General features: G+C 63.1%; 15 protein-coding genes. 5 read left to right on the forward strand and 10 right to left on the reverse strand.

Annotated elements, in window-relative coordinates:
• Positions 1–151: 151 nt before the first annotated feature.
• The 4 genes from ctaD to C8K18_RS27705 all read right to left on the reverse strand — a co-directional run bounded on the left by ctaD (position 152) and on the right by C8K18_RS27705 (position 5,277).
• Positions 152–1,765 (reverse strand): cytochrome c oxidase subunit I, encoded by a 1,614-nt coding sequence (gene ctaD, locus C8K18_RS27690; RefSeq protein ID WP_006048069.1) that lies wholly within the window; start codon positions 1,763–1,765, stop codon positions 152–154.
• Between the two features lie 43 nt (positions 1,766–1,808).
• Positions 1,809–3,467 carry a cytochrome c oxidase subunit II gene (gene coxB, locus C8K18_RS27695; protein WP_107710508.1) on the reverse strand — a complete coding sequence of 553 codons (1,659 nt, stop codon included), beginning with the start codon at positions 3,465–3,467 and terminating at the stop codon, positions 1,809–1,811.
• An 80-nt stretch (positions 3,468–3,547) separates the two neighbouring features.
• Positions 3,548–4,021, reverse strand: coding sequence for a DUF2244 domain-containing protein (locus tag C8K18_RS27700; protein WP_006048071.1), 474 nt, complete (start codon positions 4,019–4,021; stop codon positions 3,548–3,550).
• A 290-nt stretch (positions 4,022–4,311) separates the two neighbouring features.
• Entirely contained in the window at positions 4,312–5,277 is a 966-nt protein-coding gene (locus tag C8K18_RS27705) for a methyltransferase domain-containing protein (protein WP_107710509.1), read from the reverse strand.
• 83 nt (positions 5,278–5,360) lie between these two features.
• Between C8K18_RS27705 and C8K18_RS27710 the strand changes: the two genes are divergently transcribed.
• Positions 5,361–6,146: a ComF family protein gene (locus tag C8K18_RS27710; protein ID WP_107710510.1), complete on the forward strand. Its 786-nt coding sequence runs from the start codon at positions 5,361–5,363 to the stop codon at positions 6,144–6,146.
• A gap of 18 nt (positions 6,147–6,164) precedes the next feature.
• Positions 6,165–6,635 carry a tRNA (uridine(34)/cytosine(34)/5-carboxymethylaminomethyluridine(34)-2'-O)-methyltransferase TrmL gene (gene trmL / locus C8K18_RS27715; protein ID WP_107710511.1) on the forward strand — a complete coding sequence of 157 codons (471 nt, stop codon included), beginning with the start codon at positions 6,165–6,167 and terminating at the stop codon, positions 6,633–6,635.
• Here the strand turns inward: trmL and C8K18_RS27720 are convergent.
• From C8K18_RS27720 to C8K18_RS27740, 5 genes are all read right to left on the reverse strand, one after another.
• On the reverse strand, positions 6,608–7,156 hold the full coding sequence (locus C8K18_RS27720) for an O-acetyl-ADP-ribose deacetylase (RefSeq protein WP_107710512.1): 549 nt from the start codon (positions 7,154–7,156) through the stop codon (positions 6,608–6,610). The two genes, trmL and C8K18_RS27720, sit on opposite strands and share 28 nt — an antisense overlap.
• Positions 7,157–7,294: 138 nt before the next feature.
• A complete protein-coding gene (locus C8K18_RS27725; RefSeq protein ID WP_107710513.1) occupies positions 7,295–8,293 on the reverse strand; it encodes an NAD(P)H-dependent glycerol-3-phosphate dehydrogenase in 999 nt (332 codons plus the stop codon).
• A 21-nt stretch (positions 8,294–8,314) separates the two neighbouring features.
• On the reverse strand, positions 8,315–8,785 hold the full coding sequence (gene secB / locus C8K18_RS27730; RefSeq protein ID WP_006048077.1) for a protein-export chaperone SecB: 471 nt from the start codon (positions 8,783–8,785) through the stop codon (positions 8,315–8,317).
• Positions 8,786–8,939: 154 nt separating this feature from the next.
• Entirely contained in the window at positions 8,940–9,200 is a 261-nt protein-coding gene (gene grxC / locus C8K18_RS27735; protein ID WP_006048078.1) for a glutaredoxin 3, read from the reverse strand.
• Complete coding sequence (locus C8K18_RS27740) at positions 9,197–9,622, reverse strand: rhodanese-like domain-containing protein (protein WP_029969654.1); 426 nt, start codon at positions 9,620–9,622, stop codon at positions 9,197–9,199. Before C8K18_RS27740 ends, grxC begins: the two co-directional genes overlap by 4 nt.
• A 137-nt stretch (positions 9,623–9,759) precedes the next feature.
• Between C8K18_RS27740 and gpmA the strand changes: the two genes are divergently transcribed.
• From gpmA to C8K18_RS27755, 3 genes are all read left to right on the forward strand, one after another.
• On the forward strand, positions 9,760–10,506 hold the full coding sequence (gene gpmA, locus C8K18_RS27745) for a 2,3-diphosphoglycerate-dependent phosphoglycerate mutase (RefSeq protein WP_006048080.1): 747 nt from the start codon (positions 9,760–9,762) through the stop codon (positions 10,504–10,506).
• A gap of 329 nt (positions 10,507–10,835) precedes the next feature.
• Positions 10,836–12,413, forward strand: coding sequence for a S41 family peptidase (locus tag C8K18_RS27750; RefSeq protein ID WP_006048081.1), 1,578 nt, complete (start codon positions 10,836–10,838; stop codon positions 12,411–12,413).
• A 63-nt stretch (positions 12,414–12,476) separates the two neighbouring features.
• Positions 12,477–13,235 carry a HesA/MoeB/ThiF family protein gene (locus C8K18_RS27755; protein WP_029969653.1) on the forward strand — a complete coding sequence of 253 codons (759 nt, stop codon included), beginning with the start codon at positions 12,477–12,479 and terminating at the stop codon, positions 13,233–13,235.
• A gap of 81 nt (positions 13,236–13,316) precedes the next feature.
• Here C8K18_RS27755 and ptsP read toward each other — a convergent pair whose 3' ends face one another.
• Complete coding sequence (ptsP, locus tag C8K18_RS27760) at positions 13,317–15,065, reverse strand: phosphoenolpyruvate--protein phosphotransferase (protein WP_053857456.1); 1,749 nt, start codon at positions 15,063–15,065, stop codon at positions 13,317–13,319.
• Positions 15,066–15,145: the final 80 nt, after the last annotated feature.

The raw sequence follows: 15,145 nt of genomic DNA on the forward strand, positions 1-15,145 counted from the left end.
TCGAATTTCTGAATACCTTGCTGCTGCTTTTGTCACTGCGGTTGCCGCGATCACCGCGGTCACCGCGGTTGCCGCTTCGGCGGCTGCCCGGTTCCGATGACGGCACAACCATCATGCCGCCGCCGGAACCGGCCGTCTCGCCCAACGCCGGTTATTCGACGGTCGGCGGGTGTTCGAACGTGTGGAACGGAGCCGGGCTCGGCACGGTCCATTCGAGGCCCGTTGCGCCGTCCCACGGCTTGTCGGCCGCTTTTTCGTGCTCGCCGCCGCCGCGATACGCCGGCAGCGCGACCGCGAACAGGAAGTAGACCTGCGCGAGACCAAAGCCGAATGCGCCGATCGAGATAACCTGGTTCCAGTCGGTGAACTGCGCCGGGTAGTCGGCATAACGACGCGGCATGCCGGCGAGACCCACGAAGTGCATCGGCAGGAACGCGAGGTTGAAGAAGAACATCGACGCCCAGAAGTGGATCTTGCCGCGCGTCTCGTTGTACATCCAGCCGGTCCACTTCGGCGCCCAGTAGTACCAGCCCGAGAACAGCGCGAACAGCGAACCCGCCACCAGCACGTAGTGGAAGTGCGCCACCACGAAGTAAGTGCCGTGGTACTGGATGTCGAGCGGCGCCATTGCCAGCATCAGGCCCGACAGACCGCCGAACGTGAACACCAGCAGGAAGCCGACTGCGAACAGCATGGGCGTTTCGAACGACAGCGAACCGCGCCACATCGTCGCAACCCAGTTGAACACCTTCACGCCGGTCGGCACTGCGATCAGCATCGTCGCGTACATGAAGAAGAGCTGACCCGTAACCGGCATGCCGGTTGCGAACATGTGGTGCGCCCAGACCATGAACGACAGAATCGCGATCGACGACGTTGCGTACACCATCGAGCTATAGCCGAACAGCGGCTTGCGCGAGAACGCCGGGATCACCTGCGACACGATGCCGAACGCCGGCAAGATCATGATGTACACCTCGGGGTGCCCGAAGAACCAGAAGATGTGCTGGTACATGACCGGGTCGCCGCCGCCTGCCGCATTGAAGAACGACGTGCCGAAGTGGCGATCGAACAGCACCATGGTGATCGCGCCTGCCAGAACCGGCATCACGGCGATCAGCAGATACGCGGTGATCAGCCAGGTCCAGACGAACATCGGCATCTTCATCAGCGTGAGGCCCGGTGCGCGCATGTTCAGGATCGTCACGACGATGTTGATCCCGCCCATGATCGACGAAGCACCCATCAGGTGGACCGCGAAAATCGCGAAGTCCATGCCCGGGCCCATCTGCGTGGAGAGCGGCGCGTACAGCGTCCAGCCCGCGGCGGTCGCGCCGCCCGGCGAGAAGAACGAACCGACCAGCAGAACAGCCGCGACCGGCAGAAGCCAGAAGCTGAAGTTGTTCATGCGGGCGAAAGCCATGTCCGATGCGCCGATCTGCAGCGGCACCATCCAGTTTGCGAAGCCGACGAAGGCCGGCATGATCGCGCCGAACACCATGATCAGGCCGTGCATGGTGGTCAACTGGTTGAAGAACTCGGGACGCATGATCTGCAGACCCGGTTCGAACAGTTCGGCACGGATCATCAGCGCCATCACGCCCCCAGAGAGGAACATGGTGAACGAGAAGATCAGGTACAGCGTACCGATGTCCTTGTGGTTGGTTGCGAACAGCCAACGACGCCAGCCGTGCGGCGTTTCGTGGGCATGGTCGCCGTGCACGTGCTCGTGGCCCGCGACTACATCGTGTCCGATGCTAGACATGACAATCTCCTAAAGCGAATACTGCGGTGCGATCATGAACACGTCAGGCAGCCGGACTTGCAGCCGCACTAATTTCAACACGTCGGGCTTCTTTCGCGTCGCCGCCGCCCGTGATCGTTTCCGGCTTTTTCAAAATGATATGGTCTTCGGCGATGCCGGCTGCTTTCAACGCGTCGCGCACGGCTTCGGCGCGGCTCTTGGCGAGCTTCGCGTTGGTGTCGGCGGAACCGGATGCGTCGGTGAAGCCCGACAGCGTGAACTTCGCGTCCGGATGCGCTTTGGCATACGCCGAGGCTGCCTCGACTGCCGCTTTCGCGTCGGCCGGCAGCGTGCTCTTGCCGGTATCGAAGTAGACGCTGGCGGGTAGCGCAGCTTGCGATGCGCCCGCGCTTTCCGAACCCGCTGAAGCTGCCTGTGCACCCGCCGCTTGCGCACCCGATGCTTCCGAAGCCGCGGCGCCCGAAGCAGCAGCGCCGCTTGCGGCCGCGCCTGCGTCGGCCAGATGGTTGCCGCCTTCGGGCAGCTTGCCGTTGCGGGCGTCCGCGACCTGCTTCGGCTGGAGAATGTCGCCGGTGTGGTTGCCCCACGAGTTACGCTCGAATGTGACGACCGATGCGATCTCCACGTCGTTCAGCGTAGGCGCCCACGAAGGCATGGCGTTCTTGCCCTTCAGCACGATGCTGACGTGCTCGGCGATCGCGCCGTTGGCAACCTTGCTGCCGTCGAGCGCGGGAAACGCGCCCGCGCCCTTGCCCGTCGGCTGATGGCAGACCGCGCAGTTCGCCGCGTAGACCTTGCCGCCGCGTTCCATCAGTTCCGCCATGGTGTACGTCTTGTTCGGATCGTCCTGACCCGCGGCCATTTTCTTCTTCTGCGCGTCGACCCACTTCGCGTAGTCGTCGGTGGAGAGCACTTCGACGACGACCGGCATGAACGCGTGTTCCTTGCCGCACAGTTCGGTACAGAAGCCGCGGAACGTGCCGACCTTCTCGGCCTTGAACCACGTGTCGCGCACGAAGCCCGGAATCGCGTCCTGCTTCACGCCGAAAGCCGGCACGTACCAGGAGTGGACCACGTCGTTCGCGGTGGTGATGATGCGAATTTTCTTGCCGACCGGCACGACGAGCGGATTGTCGACTTCCTGCAGATACGTAGTGGAAATCGGCTGACGCCCGTCGGTTTCCGAACGCGGCGTGGCGAGCGTGGAGAGGAAGCTGATGCCCTCGCCCGGACCCTTCACGTAGTCGTAGCCCCACTTCCACTGGTAGCCGGTGACCTTGATGGTGACGTCGGCATTGGTCGTGTCCTTCATCGCGACGACCGTCTTGGTGGCCGGCAGCGCCATCAACACGACGATGATGAACGGCACGATCGTCCAGATGATTTCGACGGTGGTGCTTTCGTGGAAATTCGAAGCCTTATGTCCTTTCGACTTGCGGTGAGCGAAGATCGAATAGAACATCACAGCGAACACGCCGATGAAAATCACCGTGCACAGAATCAGCATTAGCGTGTGGAGGCTGTAGAGCTCCTCAGCGATTTTCGTCGCAGGCGGCTGGAGATTGATCTCGTTGACGGCGGGGCCGCCCGGAACATCGCCCACTGCCAGGGCGGCACCGGCGAAAAGCAGTCCGCTCATCGCCAGCACGCCCATGAGCGCTCGCTTGATTGTTTTCATAGCTTCCTTACCCAAAATTTCCATTCAAACCTTCGACCCCGCCGGCCCGCTCGCCCCGATCACCCGCTGCTCCGCTGCGGCGAACGCCGCATGCCCCGACGCGACTAACAACGCGCGAGCCATCTGCGCAATTCGCCGGCAAACTGCGCGCGCCGGTGCTGCGCGAGGTGCTGCCCGATCATGATCGTCTCGCCGCGCGAGACCAGTCTGATCTGATCACGCGGTGTTGCGCCAGCCTCGATCCGCACCCAGCGCGGATTGAACTCGAACTGCGTGACCTGCTCGGCGCTCACCTGTTCGATCACGAGCCGGTTGGGAAACAGCCGGATGCGTTCGTAATCGACAGCATGACGCGCATAGATGGCAAACGCGACGCCCACCGCCAGCAATTCGATACCGGTGAACGGCAACACCAGCCAGGCGCCGACCAGAACCAGCATGAAAGCAATTGCCAACGAGAACAACGCAAGCGACACGTAGAAACATACGAACTGCCGCGGCGACATGGAACAGTTGCGCTTCATCGTCCAGTCTTTAAGGACCGGTTCCGAATCCGCCAGCAGATCAGATGCTTCCATCGCTGCCTCCTGCCGATCGTCCCAAAGGCCCGCTATCGACCTCTATTGACCATTACCGCACCAACCCCGCGTCAACCAGTCTTACTGCCCTGTGCCTCGGGCCTGCCGCCCCAAATGTGGGAACTCCGGGCGACAAACTGACGCATTATAGGCGCGATCCATAGCATCCACAAGCAAGCCCCGGCTGCCTCACAAGCCAGGCGCGACAAGCCTCCGCGCCGTTTTGCCGCATGTTTTGCGCGTGTCTGGAAACGGTAATTTCAGACATAACAGATGTCCTCTTTACCGCTTCAGCGATTCCTTGACGAGCCTCGTCCAATGTCCTCGATTCGCACGATGCCATGCCCTTCGGCCGTCGTGCGCGGCACCGCTTTCCATGCGTGTCCGTAGATCACCTCGAAGGTCAGCGCGATCGTGCCGTCGCCGCGCCGGCGCGCTTCGAGCGCCGCCAGCAATGCCTTGTGCAACCGCCGTGCCGCCGCACCCGACGACGCTTCGCGCTCGAACGGATACGCGCCCCAACGGCGCACGTCCGCGAGCAGCGACTCGGGTGACTTATAGGTGATTGTGATAGTTTCCTGGTCCATCACGGGAATCTCGAAACCGCTTTCGACCAGCATGTCGCCAAGATCATGCATGTCGACGAAGTCGATCACGTGCTTGCGCGAGCCGACGCCATGCGCCGCTTCGACTTCGGCATAGGCGCCGCGCAACTCCTTCAGCGTGTCGGGGCCGAGCGTGCTGAACATCAGCAGGCCGTTCACCTTCAAGACGCGCTGCCATTCCGGAAAGACGAGATCCGGGCGCGAGTGCCAGTGAAGCGCGAGATTGGACCAGATGAATTCGAACGCGCCCGCCGCGAACGGCAGCGCGGCAAAGTCCGCTTGCGCGAAGCGCGGACCGCGTGCGCCGAGCGCCTTGCCGAGCGTGGCCGGCAAGAAGCGCCGCCAACTGGTATCGCCGGAATCGTGGCGCAGCGCGCGCGTGAGCATACCGCGCGACAGGTCCGTGCCGAACACCGGCGCCTCGGGAAAGCGCTCGCGCAATGCGGGGATGTCCTCGCCTGCACCGCAACCCGCGTCGAGCACGGCCGTCGGCGCGACCTTGATGTAATCGAGACGCTCGCGCATGCGCTGCGAAATTTCGCGCGGAAGGAAGGCGACGTCGTCGAAAGTCGCTGCGCGGCGGTCGAAAATCCGCCGCAGGCGCCGGGAGTCATAGGCCGGACGGCCAGATTGAGGGGGCGTTGGGGACATGGGTGTCGTGCTGGCGTGGAGCCCGAAGTATACTCGTTCGCTTCCTTCGATTCAGCGCCAAAGGCCTTTGCGGCCGCCCATGCATGTCATTCCGAGCCCGTTTTCCGTTTTCACGAAGCCCCTTCACGCGATTCGCGCGCGGCTTTCGCTCGGCGTGGCCGCATGCGATGCAGGCGATACTGCCTAACGCCTGCGCGTTATGCGGCAATTTGTCGCATAACGCGCTGTGCGGCTTTTGCGACGAATCCTATTGGAATGAAGGCGCTTTGCGATGCTGCGTTTGCGCGGTTCCGTTGCCTGTCACATATCGGGGGCGTCGAGCGTCATATTGCTGTGGAGATTGCATCGCCGAAAAGCCGCCGTTCGACGCCACCTTCGCGCTCGCCGACTATCGTGCGCCGCTCGACACGCTCGCCGTCGGCCTCAAGTTTCGTGCGCAGTTGGTGCTTGCGCGGGAATTCGCGCGGCGCCTCGCGCTTCTCGCGCACGATGCCTGGCAAGATCCGTCGGAGTGTCCCGACGTGATCGCTCCTGTGCCGCTTGCGGACCGGCGTCTGCGAAAGCGCGGCTATAACCAGGCATGGCAGATCGCCAAACCGCTGGCTCGCGCGTTGCGTGTGCCGCACGACGCGACGCTGCTGCGCCGCGTGATCGATACGGCGCCACAGTCGCGGCTTGACCTCGATGCGCGCCGAATGAACGTCGGGCGCGCATTCGAAGTTGCCGGCAACGTGCAAGGGCTGCACGTCGGAATCGTCGACGATGTCATGACGACCGGCGCAACCCTGGAAGCGCTGGCTCGCACACTGAAAGCAGCGGGCGCGCGGCGCGTCACCAACTTCGTCGCGCTGCGCACACCGAAAAACTAGTCCCTACCTGGTCACCTTATGTTCAATGTCGTTCTCGTCGAACCGGAAATTCCGCCGAACACCGGCAACGTCATCCGCCTGTGTGCGAACACCGGCGCACGTCTGCATCTGATCGAGCCGCTCGGCTTTCCGCTCGACGACGCCAAGCTGCGCCGCGCCGGCCTCGACTATCACGAGTACGCGCAAATGAATGTGCATGCCGATTGGGCCGCGTTTATCGCGAAGGAATCGCCTGATCCCTCGCGCATGTTCGCGTTCACCACGCGCGGCTCGGGCCGCTTTCACGAGCACGCGTTTCAGGAGGGCGACTGGTTTGTGTTCGGCGCGGAAACGCGCGGCCTGCCCGACTCGGTGCTCGAGCAATTCGCCGGCGAGCAGCGCGTGCGCCTGCCGATGCGTCCGGGCAACCGCAGCCTGAATCTGTCGAATACGGTGGCAATCGTAGTGTTCGAAGCGTGGCGTCAGATGGGATTCGAAGGCGGCGCCTGACGGCTTTTCAATTCCGCCTGATAGCGCTCGAACATCGCGTCGTCGAAGCAGGCGAAGATCACGCTGCGCAGTTGCGGCATGCGCGGCAGATCTTCCAGCACCGTTTCCACGGCGATGCGGACCGCCTGATCGGCGGGAAAACGGTAGATGCCGCAACTGATCGCGGGGAACGCAATGCTCGCGCAATTCGCCTCGCGCGCCACTTCGAGCGAGCGCTGATAGCACGAGGCCAGCAAGTCGGCCTCGCCGTGCGTGCCGCCCCGCCATACGGGGCCCACCGCGTGGATCACATAACGCGCGGGCAAACGGTAGCCGCGCGTGAGTTTGGCGTCGCCGGTTGCGCAGCCGCCGAGTGCTTCGCATTCGCGCAGCAATTCGTTGCCGGCCGCGCGGTGGATCGCGCCATCCACACCGCCGCCGCCGAGCAACGAAGTATTGGCTGCGTTGACAATGGCATCCACGTCAAGCGTGGTGATGTCGGCCACGCGGGCTTCAAGCGTGCAACGATCGATACTGAGCATGTGAACCTCGCTGATCCGAAGCGTCGATAGACAGTGGACAGCGAGAGCAGACAGCCGTTCAGCGTTTTACACACCGAACGGCTGATTGGAACGGCACGAGGAAGAACCGCAAGACGGCTTTTTCCTGCTTGTTCCAGCTTATTCGGCCTTGGAATCGCGCCGCAACAGAGCGCTGACGGCGTCGCGGGGCGCCACGCCGTCGAACAGCACGGCGCAGACGGCCTGTGTGATCGGCATTTCAATCGCATGAGCGCGTGCGATCGCGAGAACCGCTTGCGCGCAGCGCACGCCTTCGGCCACATGCCCGAGGCCGCCGAGAATATCGGCAAGCGAGCGGCCTGCGGCGAGTTGCACACCCACCGTGCGGTTGCGCGACAGATCGCCGGTCGCGGTCAGAATCAGATCGCCAAGACCGGTCAAGCCGGTGAACGTCTCCGCCCGTCCGCCCAACGTCACGCCGAGGCGCGACATTTCGGCGAGACCCCGCGTGATCAACGCGGCGCGCGCGTTCAGGCCGAGACCGAGGCCGTCCGCGATACCCGTCGCGATAGCCAGCACGTTCTTCACCGCGCCGCCCACTTCGACGCCGACAACATCGTCGCCGGTATAAATGCGCATCGCGCCGTGATGAAACGCGGCGACCGTGCGTTCGCGGCACGCCGCCGAAGCACTTGCGATAGTCAGCGCGACCGGCAAGCCCTGGCCCACTTCGCGCGCGAAGCTCGGCCCCGACAGCACGCCGTTGCTGCCGTGCTCCGGCAATTCGGCCGCGACGACCTGGTGCGGCAGCAACTGCGAGTCGGCCTCGAAGCCTTTGCAAAGCCACACGACATGCGCCGGCACTTTGCCGGCATCGCGCATCCACTGGATGAGACTGCGCAGTCCGGCGACGGGCGTCGCGACGACGCATAACGCGTCGTCGGCGAGCGCATGGTCGAGCGCTGCGTTGAGATCCGCTTCGTAGCGAAGCGCCGCAGGCAAAGCAACGCCCGCCAGATAGCGGGCGTTTTCATGCGAAGCGGCGAGATCGTCAACCAACGCAGGCTCGCGCGCCCACAGCACCGTGTCGTGCCGAACGGCCAGATGGCCGGCGAGGGCTGTGCCCCACGCGCCGGCTCCGAGGACAGCAACCTTCATAGCCGGCACTGCCTGGGACACTTAATGCGTGACGCCGTTTTGCGCCGCGCCGTTCTCGCCGCCCATCTGCGCGAGGCGTTGCTCGTACAGCGCCTGGAAGTTGATTTCGGCGAGGTGGATCGGCGGGAAGCCGGCGCGCGTGATCGCGTCCGCGATGTTCGAACGCAGATACGGGAACAGGATCGTCGGGCATGCAATGCCGACGAGCGGATCGACCTGCTCAGCCGGAATATTGCGGATGTCGAAAATGCCCGCTTGCTTCGCTTCGATCAGGAACGCAACCTTGTCCGCGACCTTGGCCGTAACGGTGCCGGTCACGAGGATTTCGAAGACGGTGTCGGCGAGGCGCTCGGCCTTCACGTCGACTTCCACTTCGACCGACGGCATATCCTGCTCGAGGAAAATGCCGGGCGAGTTCGGCTGCTCGAGCGACATGTCCTTCAGATAGATGCGCTGGATGTTGAAGAACGGCTGGTTATTCTCGTCGGACATGATGGTGTGATTCCCTGATAGATATGCGTAGCGGCGGCCCCTGAGTCTCAAGGGCCGCCAGATAGTTGCGGCGCGCCGTCCGCCCCTTTCAGGAGCAACGATGCGCCGGCTTGTGTTTCACCCGCCGACACGCGCGCGCAACAGGCGCGCGAATTCAGGCGGCTTCGAGCAGAGGCGTCAGACCGCCCGCGCGATCCAGCGCGGAAAGGTCGTCGTACCCGCCGACATGCTTCTCGCCGATGAACACCTGCGGCACCGTGCGACGACCGGTCCTGGTCATCATTTCCTCACGACGGGCCGGGTCCTTGTCGATCAGTACTTTTTCGATATTCTCGACGCCGCGCGACTTTAAAAGACGTTCGGCCATCTGGCAATACGGGCACACCTGCGTGCTGTACATGATCACTTTGTTCACTTGGCTACTCCTTGTTTCACAACCGGCATGCCGGCTTTCTGCCAGGCGTCGACGCCGCCTTCCAGAACGTGGACTTCCGCATATCCTGCGTCCTGCACGATACGCGCTGCCTTGTTCGACTGCTGGCCGGTCTGGCAGACCAGCAGCACGGGGTTGTTCTTATTCTTCACCAGTTGCGCGACCTTTGCTTGCAACTCGGCGAATTCGAGGTGCCGCGCCGCGGGCAAATGACCCTTGGCGAAGTCGGCCGACGGACGCAGGTCGATAACGGCCGCGTTGCGCCGGTTGATCAGTTGCGTGGCTTCGGCGGCCGACAGGCCACCGCGGCCGCGCCGGCTGATGGTCGGCCACAGCAGCAACCCACCGGAGATGAGGACGATCGCGATCAGGACAAGGTTTGTGTAATCAGTGAAAAACTTCACGGAAAATCCGCCGAAAAAGAGAGAAATCGGAAAGGGCAATCCGCCCATTATAAAATAAGCGTCTGACGCGATGGCGGCGCTCCTCGGCGGGCGCTTCGCAGCGCTTTACCGCTTCCTCACTACCGACCGGCAATCTTATGTACAAACTCGTTCTCATCCGCCACGGCGAATCGACGTGGAACAAGGAAAACCGCTTCACGGGCTGGGTCGACGTCGACCTCACTGAACAGGGCAACCGTGAAGCGCAGCAGGCGGGCGTGCTGCTGAAGGAAAACGGCTATACGTTCGACATCGCGTACACGTCGGTGCTCAAGCGCGCCGTTCGCACGCTGTGGCACGTGCAGGATCAGATGGATCAGATGTATATCCCCGTCGTCCATTCGTGGCGTCTGAACGAGCGCCATTACGGCGCGCTGTCGGGTCTGAACAAGGCCGAAACTGCAGCCAAGTTCGGCGACGAACAGGTGCTCGTCTGGCGCCGCAGCTACGACACGCCGCCGCCGGCGCTCGAGCCGACCGACGAACGCGCGCCGTACAACGACCCGCGCTACGCGAAGGTGCCGCGCGAGCAACTGCCGCTCACCGAGTGTCTGAAAGACACGGTCGCGCGCGTGCTGCCGCTGTGGAACGAGTCGATCGCGCCGGCCATCAAGTCGGGCCGCAAGGTGCTGATCGCCGCGCACGGCAACTCGATCCGCGCGCTGGTGAAGTACCTCGACAACATTTCGGACGATGACATCGTCGGGCTGAATATTCCGAACGGCGTGCCGCTCGTCTATGAACTCGACGAGAACCTGAAGCCTATCAAGCACTACTATCTGGGCGACCAGGAAGCGATCGCGAAGGCGCAGGCGGCCGTCGCCAAGCAGGGCAAAGCCGGCTAAGGTTGGCCGGCATGGCGTGCTCATTGGCCGCCACTCTTTGTTAAACAAGGTGACGAGAAACGCAGCAGTGCGTCGCCAGCGGACCGCGCCGACCGGCAAGACGTACCGGTTAGCGCGGTCCGTTTCTTTTGAGCGCGCCATTCTGGCCGCCGTCTTCGGTTACGGCACATTACTTCGCAGCCGCGCGCACATTGCGCCGAACCCGGCACGCATCCCGCTGTCGAATCACGATTGCCTGCCCCGCGCCCTCTGTTGGCGGGTGTGCAGTTATACTTGTCCGTCCCCATCTCTATCGACGCTGCCACGCGCTTCCGACCGCAACAGACTCTATGCGAAAGAACCTGAAAAATATCGGCCTGATCGCCGCGGGCCTTGCTACCGGTGTATTTGCCACCCTGCAACTTTCCGCTTCGGCGCAGCAGCCCGCCAGCGCCGCCGCCGCGCCCTTGCCGCTGGACCAGCTCAGGCTCTTTGCCGAAGTGTTCGGTCAGATCAAGCACGAATACGTCGAACCCGTCGACGATAAAAAGCTCCTCACCGCCGCGATCAAGGGCATGGTGTCGAGCCTCGACCCGCATTCGTCCTACCTCGACAAGACCGATTACGAGGAACTGCAAGAGCAGACCAAAGGTCGCTTCGCGGGCCTCGGCATCGAAATCTCGTCGGAAGACGGCCTGATTAAAGTCATTTCGCCGATCGAAGACACGCCTGCGTTCCGCGCCGGCATTCGTCCGGGCGACCTGATCACGCGCATCAACGACAAGCCGGTGCGCGGCATGACGCTCGACCAGGCCGTCAAGCAGATGCGCGGCGAGCCGGGCACGAAGGTCACGCTCACCATCTTCCGCAAGACCGACGACCGCACGTTCCCGCTCACCGTGACGCGTGCCGTCATCAAGGTGCAGTCGGTGAAGATGAAGATTCTTGCGCCGGGCTACGCGTACGTGCGTATCACGAGCTTCCAGGAACGCACCACGCCTGACCTCGCGGCGAAGCTGCAGGACATCGCGCGTCAGCAGCCGAACCTGAAGGGCCTCGTGCTCGACCTGCGCAACAACGGCGGCGGTCTGCTGCAAAGCGCGGTCGGCGTCGCCGGCGCGTTCCTGCCGCCGAACTCCGTCGTCGTGTCCACCAACGGGCAGATTCCCGATTCGAAGCAGGTTTATCGCGACACTTACGACAACTACCGTCTGCAATCTTTCGACAGCGATCCGCTGAAGGACGAAGCGCCGATCTTCAAGACGGTGCCGATGGTCGTGCTGACCAACGCGTATTCGGCGTCGGCGTCGGAGATCGTCGCGGGTGCGTTGCAGGATCAGCATCGCGCGTTGATCGTCGGCAAGACGACCTTTGGCAAGGGCTCGGTGCAGACCGTGCGCCCCATGACCGCCGACACCGCATTGCGTCTGACCACGGCGTATTACTACACGCCGAGCGGCCGCTCGATCCAGAACAAGGGCATCCGTCCTGACATCGCGGTCGATCAATACGCGGAAGGCGATCCGGACGACGCACTCGTCACGCGCGAGGTCGACTACTCGAACCACCTTGCCAACACGCAAGATCCGAACGAGAAGAAGGAAGCCGAGAAGCGCGAGCAGGATCGCATGGACCAGTTGCGTCAGCTCGAAGAGCAGAACGACAAGAAGACGCCGGAACAGCGTCAGAAAGATCGTGAGCGCAAGCCGGTCGAATTCGGTTCCGCCGACGACTTCATGCTGACGCAGGCGCTGAACAAGCTCGAAGGCAAGCCGGTGCAGGAGTCGAAGTCGGTAACCGAACGGCGTCTCGCGCAGAACAAGCCGGCTACGTCGGCGTCCGCGCCGGTTGCTGTGAAGCCGACGCAACCGGTGCCCGGCGCGTCGGGTCCGGCGCCGGCGTCGGCTCCGGCCACGCAAGGCAAGTAGTCGCGCAAGCAACCTCCTGTGTCTTCGCGGTCAATGCGCCGCGAAGACACGCCGGCTCCCGCCATGAACGACGATCAACTCCTTCGCTATTCCCGCCACATTCTCGTCGACGAAATCGGCATCGAGGCGCAGCAGCGTTTTCTCGATGCGCACGCGATCATCGTCGGCGCGGGCGGGCTGGGTTCGCCTGCCGCGATGTACCTCGCGGCGGCGGGCGTCGGACGCTTGACGCTGGTCGATGCCGATACGGTCGACCTCACCAACCTGCAACGGCAGATCCTGCATGTCAGCGCGTCGGTCGGACGCAAGAAGGTCGAGTCCGGCCGCGACACGCTCGCGCAGATCAATCCCGAAGTGCATGTGAACGCGGTCGCCGAACGCGTCGACGATGCGTGGCTCGATCGGCAAGTGCCGGGCGCCACGGTCGTGCTCGATTGCACGGACAACTTCGCGACTCGTCATGCGATCAATCGCGCCTGCGTGAAGCACGGCGTGCCGCTCGTGTCGGGCGCGGCGTTGCGCTTCGACGGCCAGATCAGCACATTCGATTTCCGCGACGAAGCATCGCCGTGCTACGCGTGCGTGTTCCCCGAAGACCAGCCGTTCGAAGAAGTTGCGTGTTCCACGATGGGCGTGTTTGCGCCTACGGTCGGCATCATCGGCTCGATGCAGGCGGCCGAAGCGCTGAAGGTGATCGGCGGAATCGGAACGTCGCTCGCCGGGCGGCTGACCATGCTCGATTCGCTGCGAATGGAATGGACCACGATGCGCATTGCGCGCCAGCCGGACTGCCCCGTCTGCGGAAAACGCCACGGCCACTAAGCACGTTCAAAGGGTAAGCCACAACGACAAACGCCGCACATGTGCGGCGTTTGTCATTCACGCGTGTGTGTGATCGATCAATCAGGCTTGCGCGACCCGCTTCAGCGCAGCCTGCACCTCTTCCGGTTCAAACGATGCCAGCACATCGGCCACCGGCTTCTCCAGCGTCTTCAGATGCGAGCGCAACACTTCCTGCTTGACCTCGAGCAACTGGCTCGGATGCATCGAAAACTCGGTGAGCCCCATGCCGAGCAATAGACGCGTCAACGTCGGATCGCCCGCCATCTCACCGCAGACCGACACAGGCACGCCCGCCCGCTTTGCCTCGCGCAACGTGAACGCGATCAGATGCAGCACGGCCGGATGCAACGGGTCGTACAGATGCGCGACGGAATTGTCCGCGCGGTCGATAGCGAGCGTGTACTGGATCAGGTCGTTGGTGCCGATCGACAGGAAATCGAGCCGCTTCAGAAAGAGCGGCAGCGCAATCGCGGCGGCCGGAATCTCGATCATCGCGCCGACTTGCACGTTCGGGTTGTACGCGATCCCTGCGTCGTCGAGTTGACGCTTCGCTTCGCGAATCAGGTCGAGCGTCTGATCGATCTCCTGCGCATGCGCGAGCATGGGCACCAGAATCTTCACCGTGCCGAACGCCGATGCACGCAGAATCGCGCGCAATTGCGTGAGGAACATTTGCGGCTCGGACAGGCTCCAGCGAATCGCCCTGAGCCCGAGCGCCGGGTTGGGCGCGGTCTCGTAGCCGTCGCCGCCGCCCATCGAATCGAGAGGCTTGTCGGCGCCCACGTCGATCGTGCGAATCGTGACGGGCAGCCCGTTCATCAACTCGACCGCGCGCCGGTAGGCTTCGAACTGCTCCTCCTCCTCGGGCATGCGGTCTTTGTGATTCATGAACAGGAACTCGGTGCGGAACAGGCCGACGCCGGTCGCGCCCGCATCGAGCGCGGCGCGCGCGTCATCCGGCAACTCGATGTTCGCGCACAGTTCGATGCGCGTGCCGCACAGCGTTTGCGTCGGCGAAAATTTGAGGCGCTGCAGCTTGCGTTGCTCGAGCGCCTTTTCGCTTTGCCGGTACGAGTACTCCTCCAGCACGATCGGCGCGGGATCGACGATCACAATGCCATGATCGCCGTCGACGATAATCAGGTCGTCCTGACGAATCAGCGCGCTCGCGTGCTGCACGCCGACCGCGGCAGGAATGCCAAGGCTGCGCGCGACGATCGCCGTATGCGACGTGCGGCCGCCGAGATCGGTGACGAAGCCCTGAAACGTTTGCGTTTTGAACTGCATCATGTCGGCCGGCGCGATGTCGTGCGCGACCACGATCATCTCGCTGCAGGCGCCGTGCACGCCGTCCACGAGCGTAGCCGACGCACCCGCCAGCGCCTTCAGCACGCGCTCCACCACTTGCTCGATATCGGCTTTGCGCTCGCGCAGATATTCGTCTTCGATGTCGTCGAAATGACGCGACAGCCGTTCGAGCTGCTCGGTCAGCGCCCACTCCACGTTGTAGCGGCGCGTGCGAATGAGGTCGATGGTTTCCTGAACGAGCATTGCATCGTTCAGGATCATTGAATGAACGTTGATGAACGCGCCCATTTCGCTAGGCGCGTCTGCGGCAAGGTCGGCGCGCAACGCGTCGAGCTCGACATGCACGCGTTGCTGGGCCGTGCGAAAGCGCTCGACCTCGCTCTCGATCTGCGCGGGTTCGATCAGATAGTGGTCTACGTCAAGTGCAGCCGGGGCGATCAGGTAGGCCCGCCCGATGGCGATACCGCGTGACACGGGAATTCCATGCAGCGTGAACGACACGCGCACCTCCTCTAGTTGTGTGATGCCGCGGCAAACCGCTGCAATGCTCTCAGACTCTCGTCGTCATTATAAATTCCGCG

This window comes from Paraburkholderia sp. GV068, assembly GCF_003058125.1.
GTDB lineage: Bacteria > Pseudomonadota > Gammaproteobacteria > Burkholderiales > Burkholderiaceae > Paraburkholderia > Paraburkholderia graminis.

Bases quoted from the DNA above. Each gene is read 5' to 3' on its own strand.
- C8K18_RS27700 (WP_006048071.1), bottom strand. From the start codon at position 4,021: ATGGAAGCATCTGATCTGCTGGCGGATTCGGAACCGGTCCTTAAAGAC.
- C8K18_RS27725 (WP_107710513.1), bottom strand. From the start codon at position 8,293: ATGAAGGTTGCTGTCCTCGGAGCCGGCGCGTGGGGCACAGCCCTCGCC.
- C8K18_RS27755 (WP_029969653.1), top strand. From the start codon at position 12,477: ATGAACGACGATCAACTCCTTCGCTATTCCCGCCACATTCTCGTCGAC.
- trmL (WP_107710511.1), top strand. From the start codon at position 6,165: ATGTTCAATGTCGTTCTCGTCGAACCGGAAATTCCGCCGAACACCGGC.
- ctaD (WP_006048069.1), bottom strand. From the start codon at position 1,765: ATGTCTAGCATCGGACACGATGTAGTCGCGGGCCACGAGCACGTGCAC.
- gpmA (WP_006048080.1), top strand. From the start codon at position 9,760: ATGTACAAACTCGTTCTCATCCGCCACGGCGAATCGACGTGGAACAAG.
- coxB (WP_107710508.1), bottom strand. From the start codon at position 3,467: ATGGAAATTTTGGGTAAGGAAGCTATGAAAACAATCAAGCGAGCGCTC.
- C8K18_RS27720 (WP_107710512.1), bottom strand. From the start codon at position 7,156: ATGCTCAGTATCGATCGTTGCACGCTTGAAGCCCGCGTGGCCGACATC.
- C8K18_RS27705 (WP_107710509.1), bottom strand. From the start codon at position 5,277: ATGTCCCCAACGCCCCCTCAATCTGGCCGTCCGGCCTATGACTCCCGG.
- C8K18_RS27750 (WP_006048081.1), top strand. From the start codon at position 10,836: ATGCGAAAGAACCTGAAAAATATCGGCCTGATCGCCGCGGGCCTTGCT.
- C8K18_RS27710 (WP_107710510.1), top strand. From the start codon at position 5,361: ATGTCATTCCGAGCCCGTTTTCCGTTTTCACGAAGCCCCTTCACGCGA.
- secB (WP_006048077.1), bottom strand. From the start codon at position 8,785: ATGTCCGACGAGAATAACCAGCCGTTCTTCAACATCCAGCGCATCTAT.